The 24,409-nt window shown below is 42.7% G+C and carries 25 protein-coding genes and 1 tRNA gene; 8 read left to right on the top strand and 18 right to left on the bottom strand.

The annotated features are described in order from the left end of the window. Positions 1-70 precede the first annotated feature (70 nt). On the bottom strand, positions 71-817 hold the full coding sequence (gene rpsB / locus VXQ92_RS06110; RefSeq protein WP_064096196.1) for a 30S ribosomal protein S2: 747 nt from the start codon (positions 815-817) through the stop codon (positions 71-73). Between the two features lie 207 nt (positions 818-1,024). On the opposite strand from rpsB, the gene map reads away from it, so the two are divergent. Both map and VXQ92_RS06100 read left to right on the top strand, forming a co-directional pair. Further along, on the top strand, positions 1,025-1,852 hold the full coding sequence (gene map / locus VXQ92_RS06105; protein WP_416680849.1) for a type I methionyl aminopeptidase: 828 nt from the start codon (positions 1,025-1,027) through the stop codon (positions 1,850-1,852). A 254-nt stretch (positions 1,853-2,106) separates the two neighbouring features. After that, on the top strand, positions 2,107-3,342 hold the full coding sequence (locus tag VXQ92_RS06100) for a pyridoxal phosphate-dependent aminotransferase (protein WP_416680848.1): 1,236 nt from the start codon (positions 2,107-2,109) through the stop codon (positions 3,340-3,342). A 49-nt stretch (positions 3,343-3,391) separates the two neighbouring features. Here the strand turns inward: VXQ92_RS06100 and VXQ92_RS06095 are convergent, their stop codons facing one another. Continuing rightward, the gene (locus VXQ92_RS06095) at positions 3,392-4,729 is read right to left on the bottom strand and encodes an MATE family efflux transporter (protein WP_416680847.1); all 1,338 of its coding nucleotides are present in this window, start codon (positions 4,727-4,729) and stop codon (positions 3,392-3,394) included. Between the two features lie 785 nt (positions 4,730-5,514). Between VXQ92_RS06095 and VXQ92_RS06090 the strand changes: the two genes are divergently transcribed. Further along, complete coding sequence (locus VXQ92_RS06090) at positions 5,515-5,946, top strand: PaaI family thioesterase (RefSeq protein WP_416680846.1); 432 nt, start codon at positions 5,515-5,517, stop codon at positions 5,944-5,946. Between the two features lie 26 nt (positions 5,947-5,972). Here the strand turns inward: VXQ92_RS06090 and VXQ92_RS06085 are convergent, their stop codons facing one another. Further along, positions 5,973-6,416 carry a hypothetical protein gene (locus tag VXQ92_RS06085; protein WP_416680845.1) on the bottom strand — a complete coding sequence of 148 codons (444 nt, stop codon included), beginning with the start codon at positions 6,414-6,416 and terminating at the stop codon, positions 5,973-5,975. Between the two features lie 236 nt (positions 6,417-6,652). On the opposite strand from VXQ92_RS06085, the gene VXQ92_RS06080 reads away from it, so the two are divergent. Next, positions 6,653-6,728: transfer RNA gene (locus tag VXQ92_RS06080), tRNA-Asn, on the top strand. Positions 6,729-7,079: 351 nt separating this feature from the next. Here the strand turns inward: VXQ92_RS06080 and VXQ92_RS06075 are convergent. The 11 genes from VXQ92_RS06075 to VXQ92_RS06025 all read right to left on the bottom strand — a co-directional run bounded on the left by VXQ92_RS06075 (position 7,080) and on the right by VXQ92_RS06025 (position 16,416). After that, positions 7,080-7,733, bottom strand: coding sequence for a tRNA-(ms[2]io[6]A)-hydroxylase (locus tag VXQ92_RS06075; protein ID WP_416680843.1), 654 nt, complete (start codon positions 7,731-7,733; stop codon positions 7,080-7,082). Between the two features lie 15 nt (positions 7,734-7,748). Beyond that, positions 7,749-8,474: a pyridoxine 5'-phosphate synthase gene (gene pdxJ / locus VXQ92_RS06070; protein WP_416680842.1), complete on the bottom strand. Its 726-nt coding sequence runs from the start codon at positions 8,472-8,474 to the stop codon at positions 7,749-7,751. A gap of 13 nt (positions 8,475-8,487) precedes the next feature. Beyond that, positions 8,488-9,198: a DNA repair protein RecO gene (gene recO / locus VXQ92_RS06065; protein WP_416680841.1), complete on the bottom strand. Its 711-nt coding sequence runs from the start codon at positions 9,196-9,198 to the stop codon at positions 8,488-8,490. Positions 9,199-9,209: 11 nt separating this feature from the next. Then, the gene (locus tag VXQ92_RS06060) at positions 9,210-9,407 is read right to left on the bottom strand and encodes an NF038104 family lipoprotein (RefSeq protein WP_064102772.1); all 198 of its coding nucleotides are present in this window, start codon (positions 9,405-9,407) and stop codon (positions 9,210-9,212) included. Positions 9,408-9,445: 38 nt separating this feature from the next. Continuing rightward, positions 9,446-10,474, bottom strand: coding sequence for a GTPase Era (gene era / locus VXQ92_RS06055; protein ID WP_064102773.1), 1,029 nt, complete (start codon positions 10,472-10,474; stop codon positions 9,446-9,448). Then, positions 10,474-11,172, bottom strand: a complete 699-nt coding sequence (gene rnc / locus VXQ92_RS06050) for a ribonuclease III (RefSeq protein WP_004279062.1) — start codon at positions 11,170-11,172, stop codon at positions 10,474-10,476. Before rnc ends, era begins: the two co-directional genes overlap by 1 nt. Further along, a complete protein-coding gene (locus VXQ92_RS06045) occupies positions 11,144-11,515 on the bottom strand; it encodes a DUF4845 domain-containing protein (RefSeq protein WP_064102774.1) in 372 nt (123 codons plus the stop codon). The genes rnc and VXQ92_RS06045 overlap by 29 nt, the downstream gene beginning before the upstream one ends. Before the next feature lie 24 nt (positions 11,516-11,539). After that, positions 11,540-12,367, bottom strand: a complete 828-nt coding sequence (lepB, locus tag VXQ92_RS06040) for a signal peptidase I (RefSeq protein ID WP_064096208.1) — start codon at positions 12,365-12,367, stop codon at positions 11,540-11,542. Positions 12,368-12,387: 20 nt separating this feature from the next. Beyond that, positions 12,388-14,205, bottom strand: a complete 1,818-nt coding sequence (gene lepA / locus VXQ92_RS06035; RefSeq protein ID WP_004279065.1) for a translation elongation factor 4 — start codon at positions 14,203-14,205, stop codon at positions 12,388-12,390. A gap of 252 nt (positions 14,206-14,457) precedes the next feature. Beyond that, on the bottom strand, positions 14,458-14,910 hold the full coding sequence (locus VXQ92_RS06030) for an acyl-CoA thioesterase (protein WP_416680840.1): 453 nt from the start codon (positions 14,908-14,910) through the stop codon (positions 14,458-14,460). Between the two features lie 120 nt (positions 14,911-15,030). Then, a complete protein-coding gene (locus VXQ92_RS06025) occupies positions 15,031-16,416 on the bottom strand; it encodes a Do family serine endopeptidase (protein WP_416680839.1) in 1,386 nt (461 codons plus the stop codon). 235 nt (positions 16,417-16,651) lie between these two features. Between VXQ92_RS06025 and nadB the strand changes: the two genes are divergently transcribed. After that, positions 16,652-18,280 carry an L-aspartate oxidase gene (gene nadB, locus VXQ92_RS06020; RefSeq protein WP_416680838.1) on the top strand — a complete coding sequence of 543 codons (1,629 nt, stop codon included), beginning with the start codon at positions 16,652-16,654 and terminating at the stop codon, positions 18,278-18,280. Between the two features lie 116 nt (positions 18,281-18,396). On the opposite strand, the gene VXQ92_RS06015 is transcribed toward nadB, so the two are convergent. The 4 genes from VXQ92_RS06015 to pabC all read right to left on the bottom strand — a co-directional run bounded on the left by VXQ92_RS06015 (position 18,397) and on the right by pabC (position 21,384). Then, positions 18,397-18,813 (bottom strand): PaaI family thioesterase, encoded by a 417-nt coding sequence (locus VXQ92_RS06015; protein ID WP_416680837.1) that lies wholly within the window; start codon positions 18,811-18,813, stop codon positions 18,397-18,399. 96 nt (positions 18,814-18,909) lie between these two features. Beyond that, positions 18,910-19,509 (bottom strand): dTMP kinase, encoded by a 600-nt coding sequence (gene tmk / locus VXQ92_RS06010; RefSeq protein ID WP_416680836.1) that lies wholly within the window; start codon positions 19,507-19,509, stop codon positions 18,910-18,912. A gap of 2 nt (positions 19,510-19,511) precedes the next feature. Further along, positions 19,512-20,570, bottom strand: coding sequence for an endolytic transglycosylase MltG (gene mltG, locus VXQ92_RS06005; protein ID WP_064102781.1), 1,059 nt, complete (start codon positions 20,568-20,570; stop codon positions 19,512-19,514). Between the two features lies 1 nt (position 20,571). Next, complete coding sequence (gene pabC, locus VXQ92_RS06000) at positions 20,572-21,384, bottom strand: aminodeoxychorismate lyase (protein WP_416680835.1); 813 nt, start codon at positions 21,382-21,384, stop codon at positions 20,572-20,574. Positions 21,385-21,543: 159 nt separating this feature from the next. On the opposite strand from pabC, the gene VXQ92_RS05995 reads away from it, so the two are divergent. From VXQ92_RS05995 to VXQ92_RS05985, 3 genes are all read left to right on the top strand, one after another. Then, entirely contained in the window at positions 21,544-22,551 is a 1,008-nt protein-coding gene (locus VXQ92_RS05995; RefSeq protein ID WP_064096216.1) for a sulfate ABC transporter substrate-binding protein, read from the top strand. A gap of 175 nt (positions 22,552-22,726) precedes the next feature. Then, on the top strand, positions 22,727-23,740 hold the full coding sequence (locus VXQ92_RS05990; RefSeq protein ID WP_064096471.1) for a sulfate ABC transporter substrate-binding protein: 1,014 nt from the start codon (positions 22,727-22,729) through the stop codon (positions 23,738-23,740). Between the two features lie 29 nt (positions 23,741-23,769). Beyond that, positions 23,770-24,375: an RBBP9/YdeN family alpha/beta hydrolase gene (locus VXQ92_RS05985; protein ID WP_064102785.1), complete on the top strand. Its 606-nt coding sequence runs from the start codon at positions 23,770-23,772 to the stop codon at positions 24,373-24,375. The last annotated feature ends 34 nt before the right edge of the window (positions 24,376-24,409 follow it).

Raw genomic sequence — 24,409 nt, 5'->3', positions numbered from 1 at the left:
CGCCTGCATACATAACGCTTACTTTGCCACCATCACATGTCGCAAGAATGACAAGCTAGCGTCAAACGCATTAAGCCTCAGAAGCTGGAGCTTCTTCTGCTTTAGCTTGTGCATTTGCTTGTGATTGAGCGTATTCTTTACCAGCAATAATCGCATCAGCCATAGCAGAAGCATAAAGAGTTACTGCACGGATCGCATCATCGTTACCCGGAATAACGTAGTCTACGTTGTCTGGGTTAGAGTTTGTATCAACGATACCGATTACAGGAATACCAAGGTTCTTCGCTTCTTTGATTGCAATCGCTTCGTGATCAACATCGATTACGAACAATGCGTCAGGTAAACCACCCATGTTTTTAACGCCGCCTAAGCCACGCTCAAGTTTTTCCATCTCACGAGTACGCTCTAGAGCTTCACGTTTAGTGAGCTTAGCGAAAGTACCGTCTTGAGATTGAGTTTGAAGGTCTTTTAAACGGTTGATAGATTGGCGAAGTGTTTTCCAGTTCGTCAACATACCACCTAACCAGCGGTGATCTACGTATGGTTGACCAGCGCGTTGAGCTTGTTCACGGATGATTGCAGAAGCTGCACGCTTAGTACCAACGAACAAAACTTTGTTCTTTTTGCTAGCCAAGTTGTTAGCAAAGTTCAAAGCATCATTTAACGCAGGAACAGTGTGCTCAAGGTTAATGATGTGAATTTTGTTACGCGCACCAAAGATGTATTCACGCATCTTTGGATTCCAGAAACGAGTTTGGTGACCAAAGTGCGCGCCAGCTTGAAGAAGGTCGCGCATGCTTACGTTGTAATCTGCCATTTTCTTTACCTTAAAGTTTGGGTTAGGCCTCCATATACCCGCATTCTCCACCCCAAAGGGCACCCAGAGTAATGTGTCGATATATGTGCGGATTTTTTTGCCTCATCGCACAAAGCCCGTGAAATTTATTCACGAAAAAGCATTTGATAAAATGGGCGGCTATTTATACCATAGTCACACACAAATTTCCAAAAGTTTTTAGAGATCATGAACAACACTTATCAAGCTCCACGTCGACTTATCAAAACCCCTGACGAAATTGAAAAAATGCGTGTAGCGGGGCGACTGGCGGCAGAAGTTTTGGATATGATCAAACCGCATATTGTTCCGGGTGTTACTACACTGGAACTTGATACGATTTGTCATGACTATATTGTCAATCAGCAGCAGGCCATTCCAGCATGTTTAGGCTATGGTGCTGCACCGGGTCGACCTGCCTTCCAACATTCGATTTGCACCTCTGTGAACCACGTGGTATGTCACGGCATTCCATCAGACAGCAAAAAATTGAAAAAAGGCGACATCCTGAATATTGATGTGACCGTGATTAAAGATGGCTATCATGGTGACACCAATATGATGTACATCGTCGGTGGTGAAACCACGATCCTTGCCAACCGTCTATGTAATGTAGCCCAAGAAGCCATGTACCGTGGTATTGAAACTGTAAAACCGGGCTCAACCATTGGTGATATCGGTCATGCCATTCAGCAGTATGTTGAATCCGAACGTTTTGGCGTAGTACGTGAATATTGTGGACATGGGATTGGTACGACTTTCCATGATGAACCGCAAGTCCTGCATTATGGCCAGCCAGAGTCCGGTATGATCCTTGAAGAAGGTATGACCTTTACCATTGAACCGATGGTCAATGGCGGTGACTGGAAAACCAAATTACTGGGTGACAAGTGGACGGTAGTCACCAAAGATCACTCATTATCGGCACAATACGAACATACAATTCTAGTGACCAAAACTGGCGCGGAAATTTTAACAGCACGTCCAGAAGAGGATTTGTCACGCTTTACGGCATAACTACAATCTTAGTGCAGCACAATGGCCACTTTAAAGTGGCCATTTTTATTTTATATTTCATGCATCCACATGCATGACCGAGATGTATCAAGTCTCTTCTCTCCTACTCCGAGCATATCGAAATTCAAGATAAAGTTCGGTCAATACACCATTTTTTCCTTAAAGTTTTCTAAATTCTTTTGCCCTATCTGCACCATTTTAGGCTAAGATAATGTGCTTTTTATTTTTTTATCCCTATAAGAAGGAATACTGCCGTGGACGTACGTCTCTCTGATCGTGTGAATGCCATCAAACCGTCCCCTACGCTTGCTGTGACTAACAAAGCTGCTGAATTAAAAGCTGCAGGTCATAACGTGATTGGTTTGGGCGCAGGTGAACCAGATTTTGATACCCCTCAACACATCAAAGATGCAGCAATTGCAGCAATTAACAACGGTTTCACCAAATACACCGCTGTTGACGGTACGCCAGGTCTTAAAAAAGCCATTATTGCCAAATTCAAACGTGACAATAACCTTGAATATGCTGCAAACCAGATCCTAGTATCTTGTGGTGGTAAGCAATCATTCTTTAACTTAGCTTTGGCTTTGTTAAATAAAGGCGATGAAGTGATTATTCCTGCACCATTTTGGGTAAGCTACCCGGACATGGTCATCATCGCTGAAGGTGTACCTGTAATTGTGAAATGTGGTGAAGAGCAACGCTTCAAAATCACGCCTGAACAATTAGAAGCTGCAATCACTGACAAAACTCGTCTAGTGGTATTAAACAGCCCTTCTAACCCTACAGGTATGATCTATACCAAAGAAGAACTTGAAGCATTGGCTGACGTACTGCGTAAATACCCAGAAGTATTTATCGCATCTGATGACATGTACGAACCAATCCGTTGGGAGGACGAGTTCTACAACATCGCAACAGTTGCACCTGACCTTTACGATCGTACAATCGTATTGAATGGTGTATCTAAAGCATATGCAATGACTGGCTGGCGTATCGGCTACGCAGCGGGTCCTGCAAAACTGATTGGTGCGATGAAGAAAATCCAGTCTCAATCAACCTCTAACCCAACTTCTATTTCACAAGTTGCTGCTGAAGCTGCATTGAATGGTCCTCAAGACGTTCTAGAGCCAATGATTGAAGCATTCAAACGCCGTCATGACCTGGTTGTAAATGGCTTGAATGACATTAAAGGTATTTCTTGTCTTCCTGCTGATGGTGCTTTCTATGCATATGCAAACATCAAACCGTTAATTCGTGCCAAAGGTCTTAAATCTTGCACAGAATTCTCTGCTTGGTTACTGGAGGAAACTGGTGTTGCAGTGGTTCCTGGTGATGCATTCGGGCTAGGCGGTTTCATGCGTATCTCTTACGCTACTGCTGACGAAGTACTGGTAGATGCGCTTGCTCGTATCAAGAAAGCTGCTGATTCTATCGAAGGTGTAGATGAAGCAATTGCTTCAATCGAAGCTGAAAAAGCTGCCAAATAATCTGACTGAAACATCAGATTTGAAAAACCCGCGAAATTCGCGGGTTTTTTTATGTGCGACGAATATAATATCGATACTTTAGGCTCAGGCATAGCAAACATAAACAGGCAGCAACCGTATAGGCAATAGCAAGCATCCACCAAAAGCCATGTATTCCCAAAGCATTGAAATCAATATTCATAAATGAAATAGGATGATAGGCAATATACCAGCCGCCACCCAAACCAGGCACCAGAACTGTAGTGGTAAAAATAAACATGGGCAACACCACTTCTTTCCAGCAGCGCAGCATATTGACACTAATCACCAGAATGGCATCAAAGATATGCATCCAACACACGAGCATCATCAAACTGAATGCCACCGCCAATACCTGCTGGTCACCACTAAATAAAGCAATAATCCAACGCTGAAATATCCAGACAAAACTAGCAAGGCACAATCCAATCGACAGAACAACTACCACTGCTTTTTTGCTTAACTGCCATGCTGATTCAATATGTTCTGCACCAATTTTCGTCGATACCAAAATACTAAAGGCAGATCCCATTGACAGCGGCACCATAAACATCAAGCCCAACAGACCCAGCATAATTTGATGGGAATTTATAACAATGTCACCCAGGGGTAAAATCAGCAGTGCAATCGCACTGACTGCAAATACATCCACAAACGTAACAATACCATTAGGCACACCAATTCTGAGAATTTTAATTAGGGTAGCCCAATGTAAAAATGTGCCTGACCATTGAATTCTTAATTTTTTCTCTAGAAATACAAAATAATAAATAAATAACATTAACCATTGTATGATCAAGCTTGAAATGAAAGCACCTTGCACACCGTAAGCAGCAATGTAGCCTTCAATACCAAAAATCAAGCAATATCCTAATAAAACCTTGAAGATCAAATATAAAATGTTGGCATAAAATACCCGTTTAGCCTGTCCACAAGTTTGCGTCAGAATATATAAAATACGCAATAAAAGATGTCCTGGAATTATCCATGCCATTAACAACAAACATGGTGTAATCAGGGCTTGCAGTTCATCATCGGCTTTTAAAAGATTTAATAAAGGTGTGGCATGGGTGAATAGCCAAGCCGCCAAAACAGACACGATAAGTACGATCAAAATACCTTGTTTCACAATCCGCTGTATATCAGAAAAAGTCTGCCTCCCATTGGCCTCAGCCAGTTCTTGCATCATGCCTTGCAGAATTCCAACCCCTGAAACAAAACATAATGAATAAATTGAAAGACACACAGCCATAGCAGCAACATGCTGAGGTGAAAAATGTGACAGGAAAATCACATCGAATAAACCACTTAGCATAATAATGGCATTACTGAGAAAAATAGGCACCCAAAGATGCAAAAACTGTTTCATTACCCTAGCACTCGATTTTTAATTTTTTTATAAATTTTCGTTTTTTGGCAGATTATCTAGATCTGAGATATATCAGTAAAAATGTATACTATTTTTGTGCCATAAATCTTTAAATTTATTAATTTTATAGAAAATATTTATGCAACCGCCTTCAATTTTCTTCTGAAGAAGAATAATTCGATTAGTTTAGAAATTGCAATTTATTCTTTTGAGTTTTTAATCGCTCTACGAAAATAAAGTTTGACCCTTTGACAGGAATCGTATTTTTTACTTGCGGGTTTGTAATGATTTAGAGAGAGCTTTAGCTTCATATTGAATATTTTCACCAGATACAACAGATTCATTCTTTACTTATCTCAATCGTATTATTTTCAGGAATCAGGCTGCTGAAACATAACAATAACTTCAGCTTCTGTCATTTTTTCCTGGGATTATTCCACCCATTCGAAAATATTGATGACTGATAAATGCTGCTAGTCAATAAAATGAATATTTTTTATATCAACAGACATTAAAGTTTCATCAGGTCTAGCGGCGACACATCGAATAATGACATGCTACCACTTCGTGGTTTTTAAGCTCTACTTCAAATTGAGTAGCACCGCATAAATATTTTGCTTTCATGGCTATTTCTCATCGGTATTATTATTTTTAATCATTTTAACGTATTAGGTATAACTTAAAATCTTTGTACATTTCCTTATACAAATTTCAATTGCGAATCCAATCTACACCTCCCTAGAATTTAAGCTCCAATCTAGAAATTAAAATAATAAGGACAAGCAATGGATATTAAGAATCTTTCAGGTTTTGAAATGATACAAGCGATGATGGATGGAAAAATTCCCCCGCCAACCATGAGCCAAACCATTCCAATGCGCCCTACCTTAATTGAAAGTGGTGAGATCACGTTCGAGGTACAAGCAGATCAACACCATTTAGACCCGCTGGGGAATGTACACGTGGGTTTTGCTGCGACTGTACTGGATACCGTAACAGGCTGTGCAATTCATACACTTTTAGAAGCAGGCGCCAAATACGGCACTGTTGATCTCAATATTAAAATGTGTCGTCCCATCCCGCAAAATAAACCGTTAAATGCCATTGGTAAGGTCATTAACCTTAGCGAAAAACTAGGAATCTCAGAAGGAAAAATCATCGATGAAAATGGTGAGCTTTATGCTTACGCAACCGCCGCCTGTGTAATTACACGTTAAACGAGTCAGCTTCCCTAATCAGGGATTTACAGTATCCCCCATCCTTTCTGCGGCACTTTGGCAGGTTTGGGGCGGGACAGAGCACAATACTCAAAATAATGTTTGGAGACATTTGCCACACTCAGTTTCTGGGTCTGTGCAGAAGAGGCCTGCCAAACTTTAGACTGATTTGTACCAGTTAGTAAATTGCCTGAAATAGCATAAATAAAGAGCTCTTTTGGTTGTGTTTCAGGCACATTAAGGAATACTTCAAAGCTGAATTGGCGTTCTTTTTCAACCAGCCATTTTTCTGCAAACCACAATTGTAGCAAGTCACCCAAATACAACTGTTTTGCAGCTAAGGGCCATAAACGGATTTCAGCACCAGTAACAGGAGTAAAATATTGGGTAGAATCTTGAATGATTTCGAGATAATGATCTTGATAAAAAGATAGCTGCGAGAAAATTTGAGGGATGGTGAGCGTATTCATTCGCTTTCTCCGGTTTAGCCATTTTTGTGCTGGCAAGTAGGTTTAAATCCACACTGTTTGACCATCTGGTCAAACGACTTTATGTCTTCAATCTAACAAGTGATATTTATTCTGACAAGCTTTTTTTATGAATTTTATATGATTGTTTAAATTAAAATCATATAAATTGAATTTGTTAGAAATATGACAGTTTTTGCTTGACCCCTGCTGAAATCTCTCTATAATCGCATTCAGATTCTCCCATAGCTCAGTCGGTAGAGCGACGGACTGTTAATCCGCAGGTCCCTGGTTCGAGCCCAGGTGGGAGAGCCAAATTCAAGAAAGCCCAAGCATTTAAGACTTGGGCTTTTTTATTGCTTTAATATTTTACTCAAATAAAAGATTTTCATCATTTACCCCACTCTCGCTCCTTTATAAAACTAGAATGTTCGCGATTCATAAGCCGGCTCTTAATCAGATTTGCGTATCTTCATATTTAACCAATACCGATTTTCTGATTATTAATAATTAACTTATTCCTAAATAGTGTTTGCTTTTAATCGGTAAAATATTATGAGATACATATAAACTGCTTAGGCTATTTTAAAGTTTGAAAGATATCTAATTAAGTTTTCTAGAATCGTAAAAAATCCCCCAATTTGGAGGATTTTTTTAAAGGAAGTTTTAAGCAGCTTTCACTGGCACGCCACTATGGAAGCGGAACATATCATCAGGGCTTAAAATCAGATTCTTTTCCACTTCTCTGATATGTTCAACACGTGCCTGAATATCCTCTTTTGGATTTTTCAGCTTCGCCTCTCTTGCCACATCCATCGCCAAGGCCAAATAGTCCTCAAAGTGGCGCGATTCTGACTTGAGCAGGTAACGGTAATAACGCCCCAGCTCTTCATCAACATGCGGTGCCAGCGCATAAAAACGTTCACAGGAGCGTGCTTCTACAAAGGCACCGATGACCAACACATCAATCAGTGCTTCTGGCTCATAAGTACGGATTTCTTTGCGCAAGCCACCGGCATAACGTCCTGCACTCAGGCCGATCCACTGCTGACCACGCTTGTTCATAAATTCCAGCACCTGCTCATAGTGCAGCATTTCTTCACGGACCAGCTGTGCCAGCTTGACCTGCAAATCCACAAAGAAACTGTAACGGAACATCAGATTCATTGCTGTACTAGCGGCTTTCTTTTCACAGTTGGCATGATCCTGCATCAGGATCTCCAGATTCTGTAAAGCTTCATCCACCCAAGCTTTTGGTGTTTCACAACCCAGGAAGCCAATCACGGGCTTCATGAGTTCATCATAATCATTATTTGACATATGTTTCTTGCAATCTTAACGCGCAGCTTTAATTGCAGCCTTCATTTGTTGTACAGCTTGCGCCAAACCAACAAAAACTGCATCTGCAATAATTGAGTGACCAATATTTAATTCATGAATTTGGGGAATTGCAGCAATTGGTGCGACATTATCCAGATTTAAACCATGACCTGCATTCACCACCAGACCTTTAGATACAGCATATTCAGCACCTTTCACAATGCGTTCAAGTTCCGCTTGTTGCGCTTCTGGAGTTTCTGCATCGGCATAGGCGCCTGTGTGAATCTCAATCGTCGGTGCACCGCAAGCAACCGCAGCATCGATCTGGGCAATGTCTGCATCAATAAATAACGACACATCACAGCCAATCGCAGTCAGTTCTTGAGTGGCTTTTTTCACATCATCAAAATGACCAACCACATCCAGCCCACCTTCAGTAGTGACTTCTTGGCGCTTTTCAGGCACGAAACAGACATGCTGCGGTTGAATTTCCTTAGCAAAAGCAACCATTTCATCCGTGACCGCCATTTCCAGATTCATATGCGTGGTCAATACCGGACGCATACGACGTACATCATCATCCTGAATATGACGACGGTCTTCGCGCAAATGCAGGGTAATGCCTTCTGCCCCCGCCTGTTCGCAGATCAATGCAGCATTGACTGGGTCTGGGTACGTCGTACCACGTGCTTGTCTTAAAGTTGCGACATGGTCAATATTAACACCAAGTAATGCAGCCATAACATTTTCCTAACTACGATTGAGATTGAGAATTTTGGATCCACAATTGCCGACTTTTGAGTGGTCGATCACCGAGTAAGGCAGTGATGACCTGTCGATAAAGCTTCGTCAATAATTGTAACTGTTCTGGATTAAAATCCCTACCATTTTCATGGCTCAACATAGTTAAAATCTGCTGTCCCGACATGGTCGAACGTGAGACTTTGGCAGAGGGCATAAAACCATCATTCAGCTGAAAATAGTAATGTTGTTGAGGATCGATAACTGCCTGATTGGCATCGACTGAGAAGTCTAGCGCATAACCCAGTTCTTCTAATAAGACATGTTCAAACTGACGCAAGATCTGCTTGAGATAAGTATTCGGATCGGTTTGATTAGAAAGCTGCTGCAAAGCCACTAGAGTTTCGCCATATTTGGCATAAGTCTGCGGCATTTCGACTTCAAGTGGGCAAAGCCGCAGCAGAATCTCATTCAGATAAAATCCTGAAAAGAATGCATCCCCGAAAAAGAAAATGGGCTGATTAACAATTTCCAGCTTCGTAAAATTTTTGAGTTCTGACTTACCTGAGGCTTGCAAACGAATGGGCTGATATTGGGGCGGCGGTGTCTGCCTTAAAATCCCGTCGATACGACCATATTCCTGGGTAAATAAATATACGATATGGCTGCGATCGCGATATTTGCGATGATGAATTAAATATCCATGCAGTACTTCATTACGCATAGATTACTTCTTTAATCTTTATTCTTTTTTGATTTTTTCTCATCTTCTTCATCATCCCCATCAGGAATGACGGCACCCACAACAGCCGCAGTGCCTTTGACTGCGACTTTTGTGGTTTTATAAGCCACTTTGACAGGAACCGTGACTACTTTATGAATGCAGCCTTGCAGAAATACAATACATGTAACGACTGCTAACACTTTTATCATCACGGCATTCCTTAAAGGGTCTTACAAATTTTTATCGCTTAGATATCACTATAACCTAAACTTTTTAATGCACGCTCATCATCAGACCAGCCACCTTTAACTTTCACCCAAAGCGTCAGCATGATTTTCTGTTCGAACATTTTTTCCATATCGAGACGCGCATCCATACCGATTTTTTTCAGTTTGACACCTTTCTCACCAATCACAATCGCTTTCTGGCTCGGGCGATCGACAAAAATCGTGGCATCAATATAGGTACAGGCGGCTTTCATACGACCGGTTTTTTCATTCAAGACCGGTTCTTCAGTTTTAAATGACTCTATCTGAACGGTCAAATCGTACGGAAGCTCCTCACCCAACTGACGCATGATCTTTTCACGGATAATTTCAGATGCCAGGAAACGCTCTGAACGATCGGTCAGTTGATCCAGCGAATACAGTGGTGGCTGGAATGGAAGATACTTGGCAATCGTGTCACGTAAATGTTCAAGATTGGCACCACGAAGCGCAGATACCGGCACGATTTCCGCAAAGTTCATCAGCTTTTCGCGTTCACGAATAAGCGGCAAAGCTTCGTTCTTGTTTTCAAAGGTGTCCAGCTTGTTGATCACCAGAATCACTGGCATTTCAGCGTTTTTCAGCTTTTCCAGAACCAGGTCATCATTCGGTGTCCATTTCTGGGCATCTACTACAAATAGCACCAGATTAACATCACGCAGTGCAGAGTGCGCTGCACGGTTCATCATTTTATTGATGGCACGTACTTCTTTTTTATGCATCCCTGGCGTATCGACAAATACTGCCTGAGATTTTTCACGTGAATCAATTCCCACAATTTTATGACGTGTGGTTTGTGGCTTACGTGAAGTAATCGAAAGTTTCTGTCCCAAAATATGGTTCATCAATGTGGATTTACCCACGTTTGGACGACCTACAATGGCAACAAAACCACTGCGATAGTCCGATGGGATTTCGGTGCCTTGTGCGCTAAAAAATTGATTTACCAGGTCGTGACTGTCGCTTTGCGACTCGTGATCAGCATCAATGTGATCGGAATGAGTAGTCATTAAGACTTATGCTCCAAAAGTTTCAAAATATCCGCCGCAACGGCTTGTTCAGCAAAACGCCGGCTCGCACCTTCGCCTTGCATAGTCGGTAATCCCGCAATCTGGCATTCCACTTTAAAATGCTGATTGGGTGCATCACCTTGAATATCCACAACCTCGTAAACCGGGAGAGGTTTCTTACGTGCTTGTAAATACTCTTGTAAGCGGGATTTAGGGTCTTTAAGCTGGTCTGTCGGCTCAATATGGTCTAAATAGGGTTCGTACCATTTTAACACAATCGGTTCTAGCACGGTGAGATCACCGCAGTCGACATAGATCGCGCCAATAATAGCTTCTACCGTATCTGCCAGTATAGACTCACGATGATGACCACCAGATTTCAATTCACCGGTACTCAGAATTAAATTCTGGCTCAGCTTTAAATCATTGGCGATTTTCCCTAATGCTTCCTGACGAACCAAGGTGGCACGCATACGCGTCAACCGGCCTTCATTTTCGCTTGGATAGGCATTAAAAAGATAATTCGCAATGATCATCCCTAAAAGCGAATCGCCCAGAAATTCCAGGCGTTCGTAGTTGTGTTTATGACTGACTGAACGATGAGTCAATGCCAGTTTCAGCAAATCAGCCTGTTTAAACTGATAGCCGATTCGTTTGGCAAGACGTTCATCATTTAGCTTTGACTGTGCTTTGATCAAACTCTTTCTCAAACTTCATCACTAAATCGATATTCATTAGGAAATTCTTACGAACTTCATAATTCTTGTGCACCTGTAAACCATCAGTATTGATGACTTTGGCAATTCCATCAAAGGTCAGATCACGAATATTATTCATTGCTAAACGCTGACCCATCTGTTGGCGGAATTGTTCTGGCGTTATATTGGCTGGAGCACTTTTTAACAGCGCCTCAATCTCACCATCGACCATACGATCATCAAAGTATGGCCCCCAAACCGCAATCGCCACTTTTGCAAGAAATGCAAAGCCCACGATTGCAATTAAAACCCCAATATAAGAAGCACCTTGTTGATGTCTCATTTTTTATTTTCCTGCTTGAAACAATTAATCAATTGTTCCGTTTCGACTAAACGATGGCAATTTAAAGCCAGGTTCTTTATGCATCCAGATATAGAATGCACGACCTGTTAAGTTTTCTTCCGGAACAAGCCCCCAGAAACGACTGTCAGCACTCTGATCGCGATTATCCCCCATCGCGAAGTAGTGACCTTCTGGCACTGTTACTTCCCAATATAAACCATTTTCACCTGAATATTTACCATTTTCCAGATAGTTAATATAAGGTGCCTGACGAGCAACATTAACCCCTTCCAGCTCACGCATGGTAAAAGTATGTTCACCCAGGGTTTCTTTATGATAAATAGCTGTCGGTGTATCTAAACGGTCTTTTTCGCGGCTAAACTCAACCGGAACTTTTGCTACTTTTTTTCCATTAATACTCAGCTGACCATGATCATAAACAATATGATCACCTGGCAAGCCGACAATTCGTTTGATATAGCTGATGGAAGGTTGAGGCGGATAACGGAACACCGCGACATCACCACGTTCTGGACTACCAGTATCAATAATTTTGGTATTCACAATAGGCAGTTTGATGCCATAGTCGAACTTGTTCACCAGAATAAAGTCGCCAGTTTCCAGGGTCGGCACCATCGAATCGGATGGAATATTAAAAGGCTCATATAAAAATGAACGCAGGATTAGCACAATGGCAAGTACCGGCCAAAAATCATAAGCCCAAGTGATAATGAAATTCTCGTTACCCTTGCCCCGGGTTTGCCTTTGTTTCAAGACAAACTTGTCTAGCAACCATACTGCGACAAAAAACAGAGTCGCAGGCACAAGAATCAAATTAAAATCAAAATCCATGGGCTTATATCCTTATTATTTTAGCGTTCGACTTTTAATACGGCTAAGAACGCTTCTTGCGGGATTTCTACACTACCCACCTGTTTCATGCGCTTCTTACCTTCTTTCTGTTTAGACAGAAGTTTTTTCTTACGTGACACGTCACCACCATAACATTTCGCCAATACGTTTTTACGCATGGCTTTTACAGTAGAACGGGCAATGATTTGCGCCCCAATTGCCGCCTGAATCGCCACATCAAACATTTGACGTGGAATCAAGTCTTTCATCTTTTCAACCAATGCAATACCACGATGGCGTGCATCGTTACGGTGACAGATCATCGCCAAGGCATCGACTTTTTCACCATTGATCAAGACATCTACTTTGACTAAAGATGAGCTTTCAAAACGGACAAAGTTATAGTCGAGTGAGGCAAAACCACGTGAACATGACTTCAATTTATCAAAGAAGTCCATGACCACTTCGGCCATTGGAATTTCGAAAGTAATGGAAACCTGATTCGCCATAAACTTCATGTCTTTTTGCACACCACGGCGCTCAACACACAATGTCATGACGTTACCTAGGTATTCTTGCGGCACAAGGATATGACATTCAGCAATCGGTTCACGTAAATCTTCAACCGTTGAACCATCTGGCATTTTGGATGGGCTGTCGATATAAATTGTCTGGCCATTCTTCATCACCGCTTCATAAATTACGGTTGGCGCAGAAGAAATTAGGTCAAGATCGTACTCACGTTCCAGACGTTCCTGTACGATCTCCATGTGCAACATACCCAAGAAGCCACAACGGAAACCGAAACCCAGTGCATCTGAACTTTCAGGTTCAAAGAACAAGGCCGAGTCATTGATTTGTAGCTTATGCAAAGCTTCACGGAAAGGTTCAAAATCGCTGGCATCAATCGGGAATAGACCAGCATAAACCTGCGGTTTCACCTTTTTGAAGCCCGGCAATGTTGCCACTTCAGGTGTGGTTGCCAAGGTAATCGTATCACCGACTGGCGCACCGAAAATATCTTTGATACCGGCAATGACAAAACCAACTTCACCCGCTTCCAACATACCTGTTTCAGTATGTTTCGGGTTAAAGATCCCCACAGAAGTAATGATGTGCGTTTGACCTGTTGATTTAATCAACATCTTGTCGCCTTTACGCACACGACCCTGCTTGACGCGTACCAGAGAAACGACACCCAGGTAGTTATCAAACCATGAATCTACAATCAGGGCTTGCAATGGTGCTTCACGATCACCTTCCGGTGCAGGAATTACATTGACCAGTGTTTCAAGCACACCCTCAATACCCAAACCTGTTTTTGCAGAACAGGTCGGCGCTTCTGTGGCTTCAATTCCGATAATATCTTCAATTTCCTGAATAACACGTTCAGGCTCAGCTTGCGGCAAGTCGATCTTGTTCAGTACCGGAAGTACTTCCAGACCTTGTTCAATTGCGGTATAGCAGTTGGCAACCGACTGTGCTTCTACGCCCTGCGCTGCATCTACCACCAGCAATGCACCTTCACAGGCAGCGAGCGAGCGTGATACTTCATACGAGAAGTCAACGTGTCCCGGTGTATCAATAAAGTTCAACTGATACTCTTGACCGTTGGGATGAGTATAGTACAAGGTTACCGAAGTGGCTTTAATGGTAATCCCACGTTCGCGCTCAAGCTCCATTGAGTCAAGGACTTGAGCCTGCATTTCACGATCTTGCAAGCCGCCACAAGTTTGAATAAAGCGATCCGCTAGGGTCGATTTACCATGGTCAATGTGCGCAATAATCGAGAAGTTACGAATGTTTTTAATATCAACAGATTTTTTAGCTTGCGCCATGGGTTACCTTGAGAAAAAACGCGCTATGTAATTTAAAAATATTACATAACAAAAGCCGAATAGAAATTGCGAAGGATTATAGCAGAATGGTGATCTAGAAAAAGAATTATATTTTTTCCTTTATCCCTCACCTTATGTACGCCACAGTCAAGCGAAATCTCAATCAACACGATACGTAGAAGATCACTGCCACCTCCATTTACTCCTCAATGCTAGACCGATACCCTGATCAGGCTAGAGAGCTTAATCTTTTCAATCCAGATATAAAGTGGAAAAATCAAAAGGATTTATATGTTCTGAAAGTGGCTGATATGCCTGGGTAAATGTCGGTGACATGCGTTTTGGGCGCCCTGTGGCCATTTCAATACAGGCCCACTGGGTACTGCCGGTAAACAACAGGGTCTGATCCTGGAGCCGATAAAATGCGTATTGTCTAAAGGAATACAGGGCATTAAGATCATTCAGCCAGGTGCGCAGAATAATCTCATCGCCTTCAAAAGCCGCCTTACGGTATTGCACCTGATGCTCAACCGCGACCATGGCATGTTTCAGTTCCACATATTGCTTTAATCCCAAGCCCAGTTTTTCAATATGAGCTGATGCGACATCCTGCATCCATTGCACATAGATCACATTGTTCACATGACCTAATCCATCAATATGTTTGGCTTGAACCTTTAAATCAAGATCAAAAATACCGCTCACTTCGCTGTTATCCTTTCCATGATTTTAAGGTTATAGAGTCTACCGAATTTATCGCTGGGGTAAATTGCAAAAAATAAAAAACCGCTTATACAAGCGGTCTTTCATGAAAATCTAGCAATTTTATGAGATACGCATGCCAACCACAGCAAGCTGACCCTGACGGATCAAGGTCACGCGCGCGATGCTACCCTTTTTCAGTTCAGACACCTCTTGCACAAACTGATTGGAATTCAGTACTTTCTGGTTATTAATTTGCGTGATCACATCATTCGGCATAATTCGTGCCTGTGCCGCAATACCACCTGGTCGTACATCCTGAATCACAACCCCACCTTTAATTTCTAACTGCGCCAGCTCTGCCGGACTAAGATCACGAATTGAAACTCCGATTACTGGCCCTTTGTTCGGCTGAGTCTGCGTGCCTGCTTTTGCTGGCGTATCATCTGGTGCCGCACTTAAAGTCGCTGAAAGACTACGACGTTTATCATCACGTAAAATTTCAAGCTGTACCTGCTGCTGGGGTGCAGTACGGTTCAGATAGTTCAACAATTCACTGGTACGTGAAATTGGGGTACCGTTGTATTTTAAAATGACATCACTGGCACGCAGACCTGCACGTGCAGCCGGTGAATTTGGCGCAACCTGAGTCACCAGAGAACCTTCAGGCTTAGGCAGGTTATAAGACTCAGCCAGATTACGGTCGATATCCTGCAAACTCACCCCCAGATATGAACGCGTCACTTTGCCGTTCTTCTTCAATTGATCCGCAACTTCCATCGCCACATCAATCGGGATCGAGAAGGACAAACCCATATACCCACCGGTTCCACTAAAGATCCGTGAGTTAACACCAACTACTTCACCACGCTGGTTAAACAGAGGGCCACCGGAATTACCTGGGTTTAGAGCTACATCGGTCTGGATAAAAGGGACTGCAGTTTCACCCATCATGTTGCGCATTTTGGCACTGACAATTCCAGCAGAAGCGGAATAATCAAAGCCAAATGGCGAACCAATGGCAAGAACAGGCTCACCAACACGTAAGCGTCCGACATCTCCTGTGCGTAATTCTGGAAAATTCGAGCCATTAACTTTAAGCAAAGCTACGTCAGTTCGTGCATCACTACCGACAACAGTGGCATCAATTTCACGACGGTCATTCAGGGTAATGGTGACTTTGGAAGCATCCTCAACCACATGATGATTGGTCAGCAGATAACCATCCTTGCTGATAAAGAATGCACTGCCATAGCCTGTCTTTTCCTGTGGCATACGCTGCTGCGGAATAATCACCTGATTGCCAAAAAAGCGGCGCAGAATTTCCGGAACTTGTTGTTGTAAGAGCTCTTCTTCGCTCATTTTCTTAACGACATTGACACTAACTACAGCAGGACTAACCTGCTCCACCAGATTTGAAAAATCAACCGGCGTGACCGCCTGCAACTGTGCAGCACTCATGGTGAGGGTCGCTGCAAATAATCCTTTTTTTAAGTCTAGAATTTTCATATAAATTATTCACTCAAATTGTTGATAAATTTATGTAAATAGGTTTTATCACAAACACTGTAAAGTTTAAGTAATAAAATGTTTCAAAACGTCGCTCTGGACAATATCTCATTATCAAAACCCTAAGTTAAGACTTTGATTAATTTTTTTCATCAATAAATGAGCACTTCAATGCTTGCCTTTTGCACAAAAAAGCGCTGTTATTACCAAACTTTTTTAAAATTAGCTGATGGACATGTCTCATTCATCTCTTACCCATCAATTTGACGTCATTATTGTGGGCAGCGGCGGTGCCGGTTTAAGTTTAGCCTTATCGCTCCCAGACCATTTTAATATTGCAGTCTTAGCGAAATCTACCCTAACAGATGCCAGTACCTTTTATGCGCAAGGCGGGGTAGCCGCAGTCCTGGATGAAATGGACTCAATTGAACAGCATATTGATGACACCATGATTGCAGGTGCGCAGCTGTGTGAAATGGAAGCGGTAAAACAGACAGTAGAAGGTGGGAAACCGTCAGTTGATTTTTTGCTGAAACACGGCGTGCAATTTACCCTCGACGAACAGGAACAGTTACATCTTACCCGTGAAGGTGGTCATTCACAGCGCCGAATTATTCATGCTGCCGATGCCACGGGTCGGGCGATTTCCACTACCCTGGTACAACGGGCTCAAGAAAAACAGAATATTAAAATCTTTGAAAATTATATTGCGATTGACCTGATCTGTTCACAAAAGCTGGGGTTAGACGGTAATAATCGTGCTCTGGGTTTATATGCCCTGGATGAACAAACTGAAAAAGTGCATACCTTCTTGGCCCCATTTACCGCCCTAGCCTGTGGCGGTGCCATGAAAGCTTATTTATATACTTCAAATCCGGATATTGCTACGGGTGATGGTATTGCGATGGCTTATCGTGCCGGCTGCCGGGTCGCCAATATGGAATTTAACCAGTTTCATCCGACCTGCCTTTATCATCCGCAAGCACGTTCTTTCCTGATTACTGAAGCAATGCGCGGCGAAGGCGCTTATCTACGCCTGCCTGATGGCGAACGCTTTATGCTGCGTTTTGACGAACGCGCCGAACTCGCACCGCGTGATATTGTGGCACGTGCCATCGACTATGAAATCAAGCGTCTTGGTATTCGGCATGTCTGGCTGGACATTACCCATAAAGATGAAAGCTTTGTCAAAGAACATTTCCCTACCCTGTACGCCCGTTTACTTGAACTAGGGATCGACATTACCAAGGACATGATTCCAGTTGTTCCGGCAGCCCATTACACCTGCGGTGGTGTCGTAGTTGATGAAAACAGTCAGACTGATATTGCCGGACTCTATGCAATTGGGGAAACCTCTTATACCGGTCTACATGGTGCTAACCGTATGGCCAGTAACTCACTTTTAGAATGCTTTGTTTATGGTATGAGTGCGGCCGAACATATCCAAACTCATTTCAATCCTGCCTATAGCTTTCCTGCAGTACCAGCTTGGGATGATTCCCAGGTCACTAATCCGGATGAAGATGTGGTAATTCTGCAAAACTGGGATGAGTTACGGCAAACCATGTGGAATTATGTCGGGATTGTACGTACCACGAAGCGTCTGGAACGTGCCTTGCATCGTATTGAAATGCTAAAAAAAGAAATCACCGAGTACTACCAGGATTATCAGGTCAGTAAAAACCTGATCGAGCTTCGTAATCTGGTACTGGTTTCCGAGATGATTGTACGCTGTGCCATGCACCGCAAAGAATCTCGTGGTCTGCATTTCACGCTCGATTATCCAGCGCTACTGCCTGAACTACGCAAAACTGTACTCACCCCACCAAATTTTGAAGTAGAAACCCCACTGGTCAATATTTAAATAATCTGGGAAGATATGCTGATCGGCAGCATATCTCCTATTATTTTTAAATTTTTATTTGCTTCAATTTAGCTTAGGCTATTTTATTTATAGCTAGTCTTCTAACTTTCAAATATTTAACGTTTTGGTGGAATTGAATATGTTCCGGTCACATGCGCCACAGGTTCTTCATGATCTATCGAATAAATCCAGACTTCTCCCACAATTAGCGCCTTACCGACCTTGATCAGCTTACATTCTCCGCGTATATCGGTTCCACCTGAAGGCTTACGTAAGAAATTGATATTCAAGTTAGTGGTCACGGCCAAACCGACCAATCCAATTTCACCCAGAATCGCAACATAAAGAGCAAAATCTGCCAAGGTCATCATGGTTGGACCAGAAACGGTGCCGCCTGGACGCAATTCCTCTGATCTCACCTGATACAGCAAAGTAGCTCCACGCGGAGAAATTTCCTCAATCCGGCACTTCTCCAGGCTTTGTGGAAACTCTTGTTGTAAAAATTGTTCTATTTCAGTTTTAGTCGTTCTCATATTATAAAAAATCTTCTATATTCATCTTAATATAGAAGATTTTTCACGAATCACCCTAGAGAAAACTCAAATAAAAAAAGTATTTTAAGACTCAGCTTATTTTAGATAACTTAAGGCCTGCTCAAATACCTGTTCAGGGGTTTGGGTCGCATCCAGACGTTTGATGCGTTCTGGATAACGTTGCCACAAGCTTTCATAACCTGCCCTCACTTTCTCAAAGAAAGTGACTTTCTCCTGTTCAAAACGATCCAGTGCCCCACGTTCACGTGCACGGTTCATTCCCAGCTCAATAGGGGCTTCTAACCAGAAGGTAATGTCTGGCATACGTGCAACAAAGTGGGTATTCAGTACCTGCAACTTGGTTTCACTCAGGCCCCTACCCGCGCATTGATAGGCAAAGCTGGCATCGCTAAAACGGTCACACAGCACAATCTTTCCGGCTTCTAATGCAGGCAGAATCACTTGTGCCAGATGCTGGGCACGCGCTGCATACATCAACAGCAACTCGGTATCATGCGCCATGGTTTCTTCATGATTCACTGTCAGCAATAGCGAACGAATCTGCTCGGCCATTGGTGTTCCGCCCGGTTCGCGAGTGAGAATAACGTCCTTGCCCTGCGCGATAAAATCTGCATAGATCGAACGAATGAGCGTAGTTTTACCCACACCTTCTGTGCCTTCAAAGCTAATAAACATACTCATTCCTTACTTTTCGAACGTAAAATCGTCAGATATTCCTGCACTGCTTTATTGTGATCATTCAGATTGGTGGTGAATTTATGTCCACCATCGCCGGTCGCTACAAAGTACAGATTCTCAGAATTATCTGGATGCATGGCTGCTTCAATGGCTTTCTTGCTTGGCAAGGCAATTGGTGTTGGCGGCAAACCTGAAATGGTATAGGTATTATACGGCGTCGGTGTGCGTAAATCCTTGCGGGTAATATTACCGTTATAGCTGTCACCCATTCCGTAAATTACCGTTGGATCAGTCTGTAAACGCATACCGTTTTTTAAACGCCGTATAAACACCCCGGAAACCTGTTCCAGCTCACGGTCAATACTGGTCTCTTTTTCAATAATTGATGCCATAATCAGCGCGTCATATTTATTCTGATACGGTAGATCAGCCGCGCGTTTTGCCCACGCTTCATCCAGTATTTTCATCTGTCGCTGATACAGATTGGTCAGAATCTTGCGGTCTGTTTCACCTTTGGCAAAGAAGTAAGTATCCGGTGCAAACAACCCTTCGGGATGTGAATACGTAATATTGAGTTCTTTCAGTAATTGCGCAGTAGGCAGATGCAGCACTTCCTTGGTAACCAGATCATTTTTTTTCAGGATATCGACCAGCTGTTTAAATGTTGTGCCTTCAATCACCAGAATCCGGCTCATCTGGGCATTGTCTGCATTGGAAATCATTTCCAATACCTGACGAATACTCATGCCTTGACGTACTTCATACACGCCCGCTTTCATGGTGTCATGAATCATGATGCGCTGATACAGTTTAAGGATGATCGGAAAACTCACCTGATCTTCTTTGGCCAGGCGATCAATGAAACCGGAATAGGTTTGACCAGATTCAATCGCGAGCAGCTGTTTTTTTCCTTCAACAGGATAATCTTTCCACAAACTGCTCTTTAGGATTAACCCCAGGATCAAAGCAATACCAATCAGTACTAAAACAATTCCTTTGAAAGATGAGGAAGATCTCACCTTATTGTTCTTTTTGGCTTTAGGTTTGGAAGCTGACATATTAAGACATCTGGTTTAATCGAAGACGGTTAAAAAGTTCAATACAAGCATTGCCATCCAAGGCGCGCTGCTCAAATTGTGTGACAATTTTCATCGGGCTGAGTGCATTGCAGAAAAACAGACTCCGAATATGGGAAATTTCATCCATACCCATATATCGTTGTTCACAGACAATACCCTGATCTTGCATACGTTGTAGAATTTCTGCACGCATGACACCGAAGACGCCATTATAACGGAGTTCCGGCGTAATCCATGTATTCTTTATAAGAATGAAACAATTACTGCTCACCCCTTCGACAATGCCACCTTGTACATCTGTCACTATTGCCTCAGGCCAGCCGCGTTGATCTGCTTCCTGTTTCAGTAAAACCTGCTCCAGGCGGTTCAGGGTTTTCAGTCCAACCAGACTGGGCATGGTCAATCCCACTGCCCGCTGCAATACGCCACTTTGAATCTGTTCAAACTTAAAATCCTGTATGTCTTGAGGATAATAAAACAGCCAGAGATCTGCTGGATGATCCGGCAAACTATAACCGCGCTGACCCACTCCACGACTGAGCACAATCTTTAATGTCCCGTTCAGCTTACCCTCTGATTCCCCGAGAAGCTGTAAACTTTCCGTGATCAGATCGAGATTGGCATTCAGGCTTAAGCTCTGATTGCTGTTTTGCAAACGTGTCAAATGACGATCATACAATTCAATCCGGTTATGTCGAATCCGGGCCGTAGTAAAACAACCATCACCATAATGAAAGCCACGATCCAGCACCTCTATATGACTGACACGTTGGGCATTTTTTAAATACAGCATATTTTTACGGTCTCTAAAATATAAATTGAGCAGTAATATCCAGGCTTCACCTATATATCTCTTTTACTCACATCCAATTCTTTTTTAATTATTTTTTATGCAAAAAAACTCAAGCTATTCTTGCCTCATCTAACAAAAGCTAAAAAACTTGAGGCAAAAATGAGCATTCGTAAATTAAAAATTGGGGTATTGGCAGCACTGGTATCAGCAAGCGCTTTTAGTGTCTCTGCAAAAGATTTCCTAAACGTTTCATATGACCCGACTCGTGAATTATATGATAATTTCAATAAGGAATTCAGCGCATACTGGAAAAAAACCACCGGTCAGGATATTAACTATAAACAGTCACATGGTGGTTCAGGCAAACAGGCACGTGCCGTGATTGACGGACTGGATGCCGATGTTGTGACATTGGCACTGGCAGCAGATATTGATGAGATTGCAGAACGAGGTTTGCTGCCTAAAGACTGGCAAAAGAAATTCCCGCAGAATTCGACACCCTATACTTCAACTATCGTTTTCCTTGTACATAAAGGCAATCCAAAAGGGATCAAAGACTGGGGAGATCTGGTTAAACCGGGCGTAGACATTATTACCCCGAACCCAAAAACTTCAGGTGGTGCACGCTGGAATTATCTGGCTGCCTGGGCATGGGCCAAACATCAAAAAGGTGGCAATGATGCTAAAGCACAAGACTTTGTGCGTCAAATCTATAAACAGACCAAAGTACTGGATTCTGGAGCACGCGGTGCCACAACGACTTTTGCTGAACGTGGGATTGGGGATGTATTACTGGCCTGGGAAAACGAAGCGCATTTAGCTGTCCGTGAACAACCGGGTAAATTTGAGATTATTACCCCTTCTCTGTCTATTCTGGCTGAACCACCGGTGGCGATTGTAGAAAAAAATGCAAAAAAAGACGGTAATGAAAACCTCGCCAAAGCCTATTTAAATTACCTCTATTCACCTGCTGGGCAAACTGTGGCGGCGAAAAACTTTTACCGTCCACGTAATGCGAATGTCCTGAAGCAGCACAATAATGTATTCAAGCCATTGAAGCTGGTAACCATTGATAAAGAGTTTGGTGGCTGGACCAAAGTTCAGAAACAGCATTTTGACAATGGCGGTGTGTTTGACCAGATTGTTAAAGCCAATCACGCAAAATAATACTTTAAATGCAGTTCATTATGGCCTTTATTCGTAAGGCCATTCTTATTTCAAACACTTAAGAGGTTATTTATCTCTTTTTTTCATATAAAATTCATTTTTAATTATTTTTTATGCATAAAGAATGAGTTTATTCTGCACTTATGTTACAGAACATATCAGAGATTCAGTCCAGATGAGCATTTCAAATACATTAAAACTTGGGGTTTTAGCAGCTGTTATCTCGGTAACCTCATTTGGTGCAGCAGCACGTGATTTTCTCAATGTATCCTATGATCCGACCCGTGAACTGTATGAAGATGTAAATAAGAATTTTGGCAAATACTGGGAAAGCCGTACCGGTCAAAAAATCAATTTTAAGCAATCGCATGGCGGTTCAGGCAAACAGGCTCGCGCGGTAATTGATGGACTGGATGCCGATGTCGTGACATTAGCTCTGGCCGCTGATATTGATGTACTGGAAGCGAAAGCCAAACTGTTACCTGCAGACTGGCAAAAGAATTTACCCAATAACTCGACACCCTATACTTCAACTATCGTTTTCCTGGTGCGCAAAAACAATCCCAAAGGGATTAAAGACTGGGGAGATCTGGTTAAACCCGGTGTAGCGATCATTACGCCAAACCCGAAAACCTCAGGCGGTGCGCGCTGGAATTATCTGGCTGCATGGGCTTGGGCCAAGCATCAGGCAGGTGGAAACGATAAAACTGCGCAAGAATTTGTCCGTAAAATCTATAAAAATACCAAAGTGCTAGATTCTGGAGCACGTGGCTCAACCACGACTTTTGCTGAACGCGGGATTGGGGATGTTTTACTGGCTTGGGAAAATGAGGCGCATCTTGCCCTTCGTGAACAGCCGGGCAAGTTTGAAATTGTAACCCCATCACTGTCGATTCTGGCTGAGCCGCCGGTTGCGATTGTAGAAAAAAATGCTGCTAAAAAAGGCAACAAATACCTGGCTCAGGGTTATTTAAACTTCCTGTATTCCCCCCTTGGTCAGGAAATTTCGGCACGTAACTTCTATCGTCCACGTACTGCCAAAGTTCTGGCCAAATACAGCCAGGTATTTAAGCCATTAAAACTTGTCACCATTGATCAGGAATTTGGGGGCTGGGATAAAGTCCAGAAAACACATTTTGAAAATGGTGGCGTGTTTGATCAAATTGTAAAGGCAAACAGCGCGAAGTAATTCACAGCTGGTCTCTGAGGAGCATTGATATGACCCATACGCTTATTGTTCCAGGTGTCGGTGGTAGCGAATACAATCACTGGCAAACATGGTTACAACAACGGCTAACTCGATGCTCTCGTGTGCAACAAAAGGATTGGAATCATCCGGTTTTGCAGAAATGGATCATTGAATTTGTCAATATGCTGCAAGCTATTCCAGAGGACGTGCAGATTGTGGCGCACAGCTTTGGCTGTCTGACCAGTGTAGCTGCCCTTGCCCAACATCCGGAACTCAATGCAAAAGTAAAAAATCTGCTATTGGTGGCGCCGGCTAATCCGGCACGCTTTGGGGAAAATGGTTTTGCGCTTGATAGTCAAACAGACTACAGCGCCTATTTTCAACAGCTCAAGCTTCAAGTACCTACCAAATTATTAATCAGTGAAAATGATCCATGGTTAAGCTTTGAAGATGCGCACTTACTGGCCCAGGCCTGGAAAATCAAACCGGTTAATCTGGGTGCAGTCGGTCATGTCAATGTCGCTTCAGGTTTCGGTCCTTTTCCTGAAATTGAACAATATTTAATTTCAGAAAACGCTATGCCATATATCAGCAAAGTTGATGATAGCAAGTATTATTTTAAATTTGCATTTTAGTCGCTGCAAACTATGCTTGTGCCAAATTTATTTT

The sequence above is a fragment of the Acinetobacter sp. 228 genome (assembly GCF_048147885.1).
The sequence above is the reverse complement of the archived record's forward strand: the minus strand, read 5'-3'. Positions and strand labels throughout refer to the sequence as shown.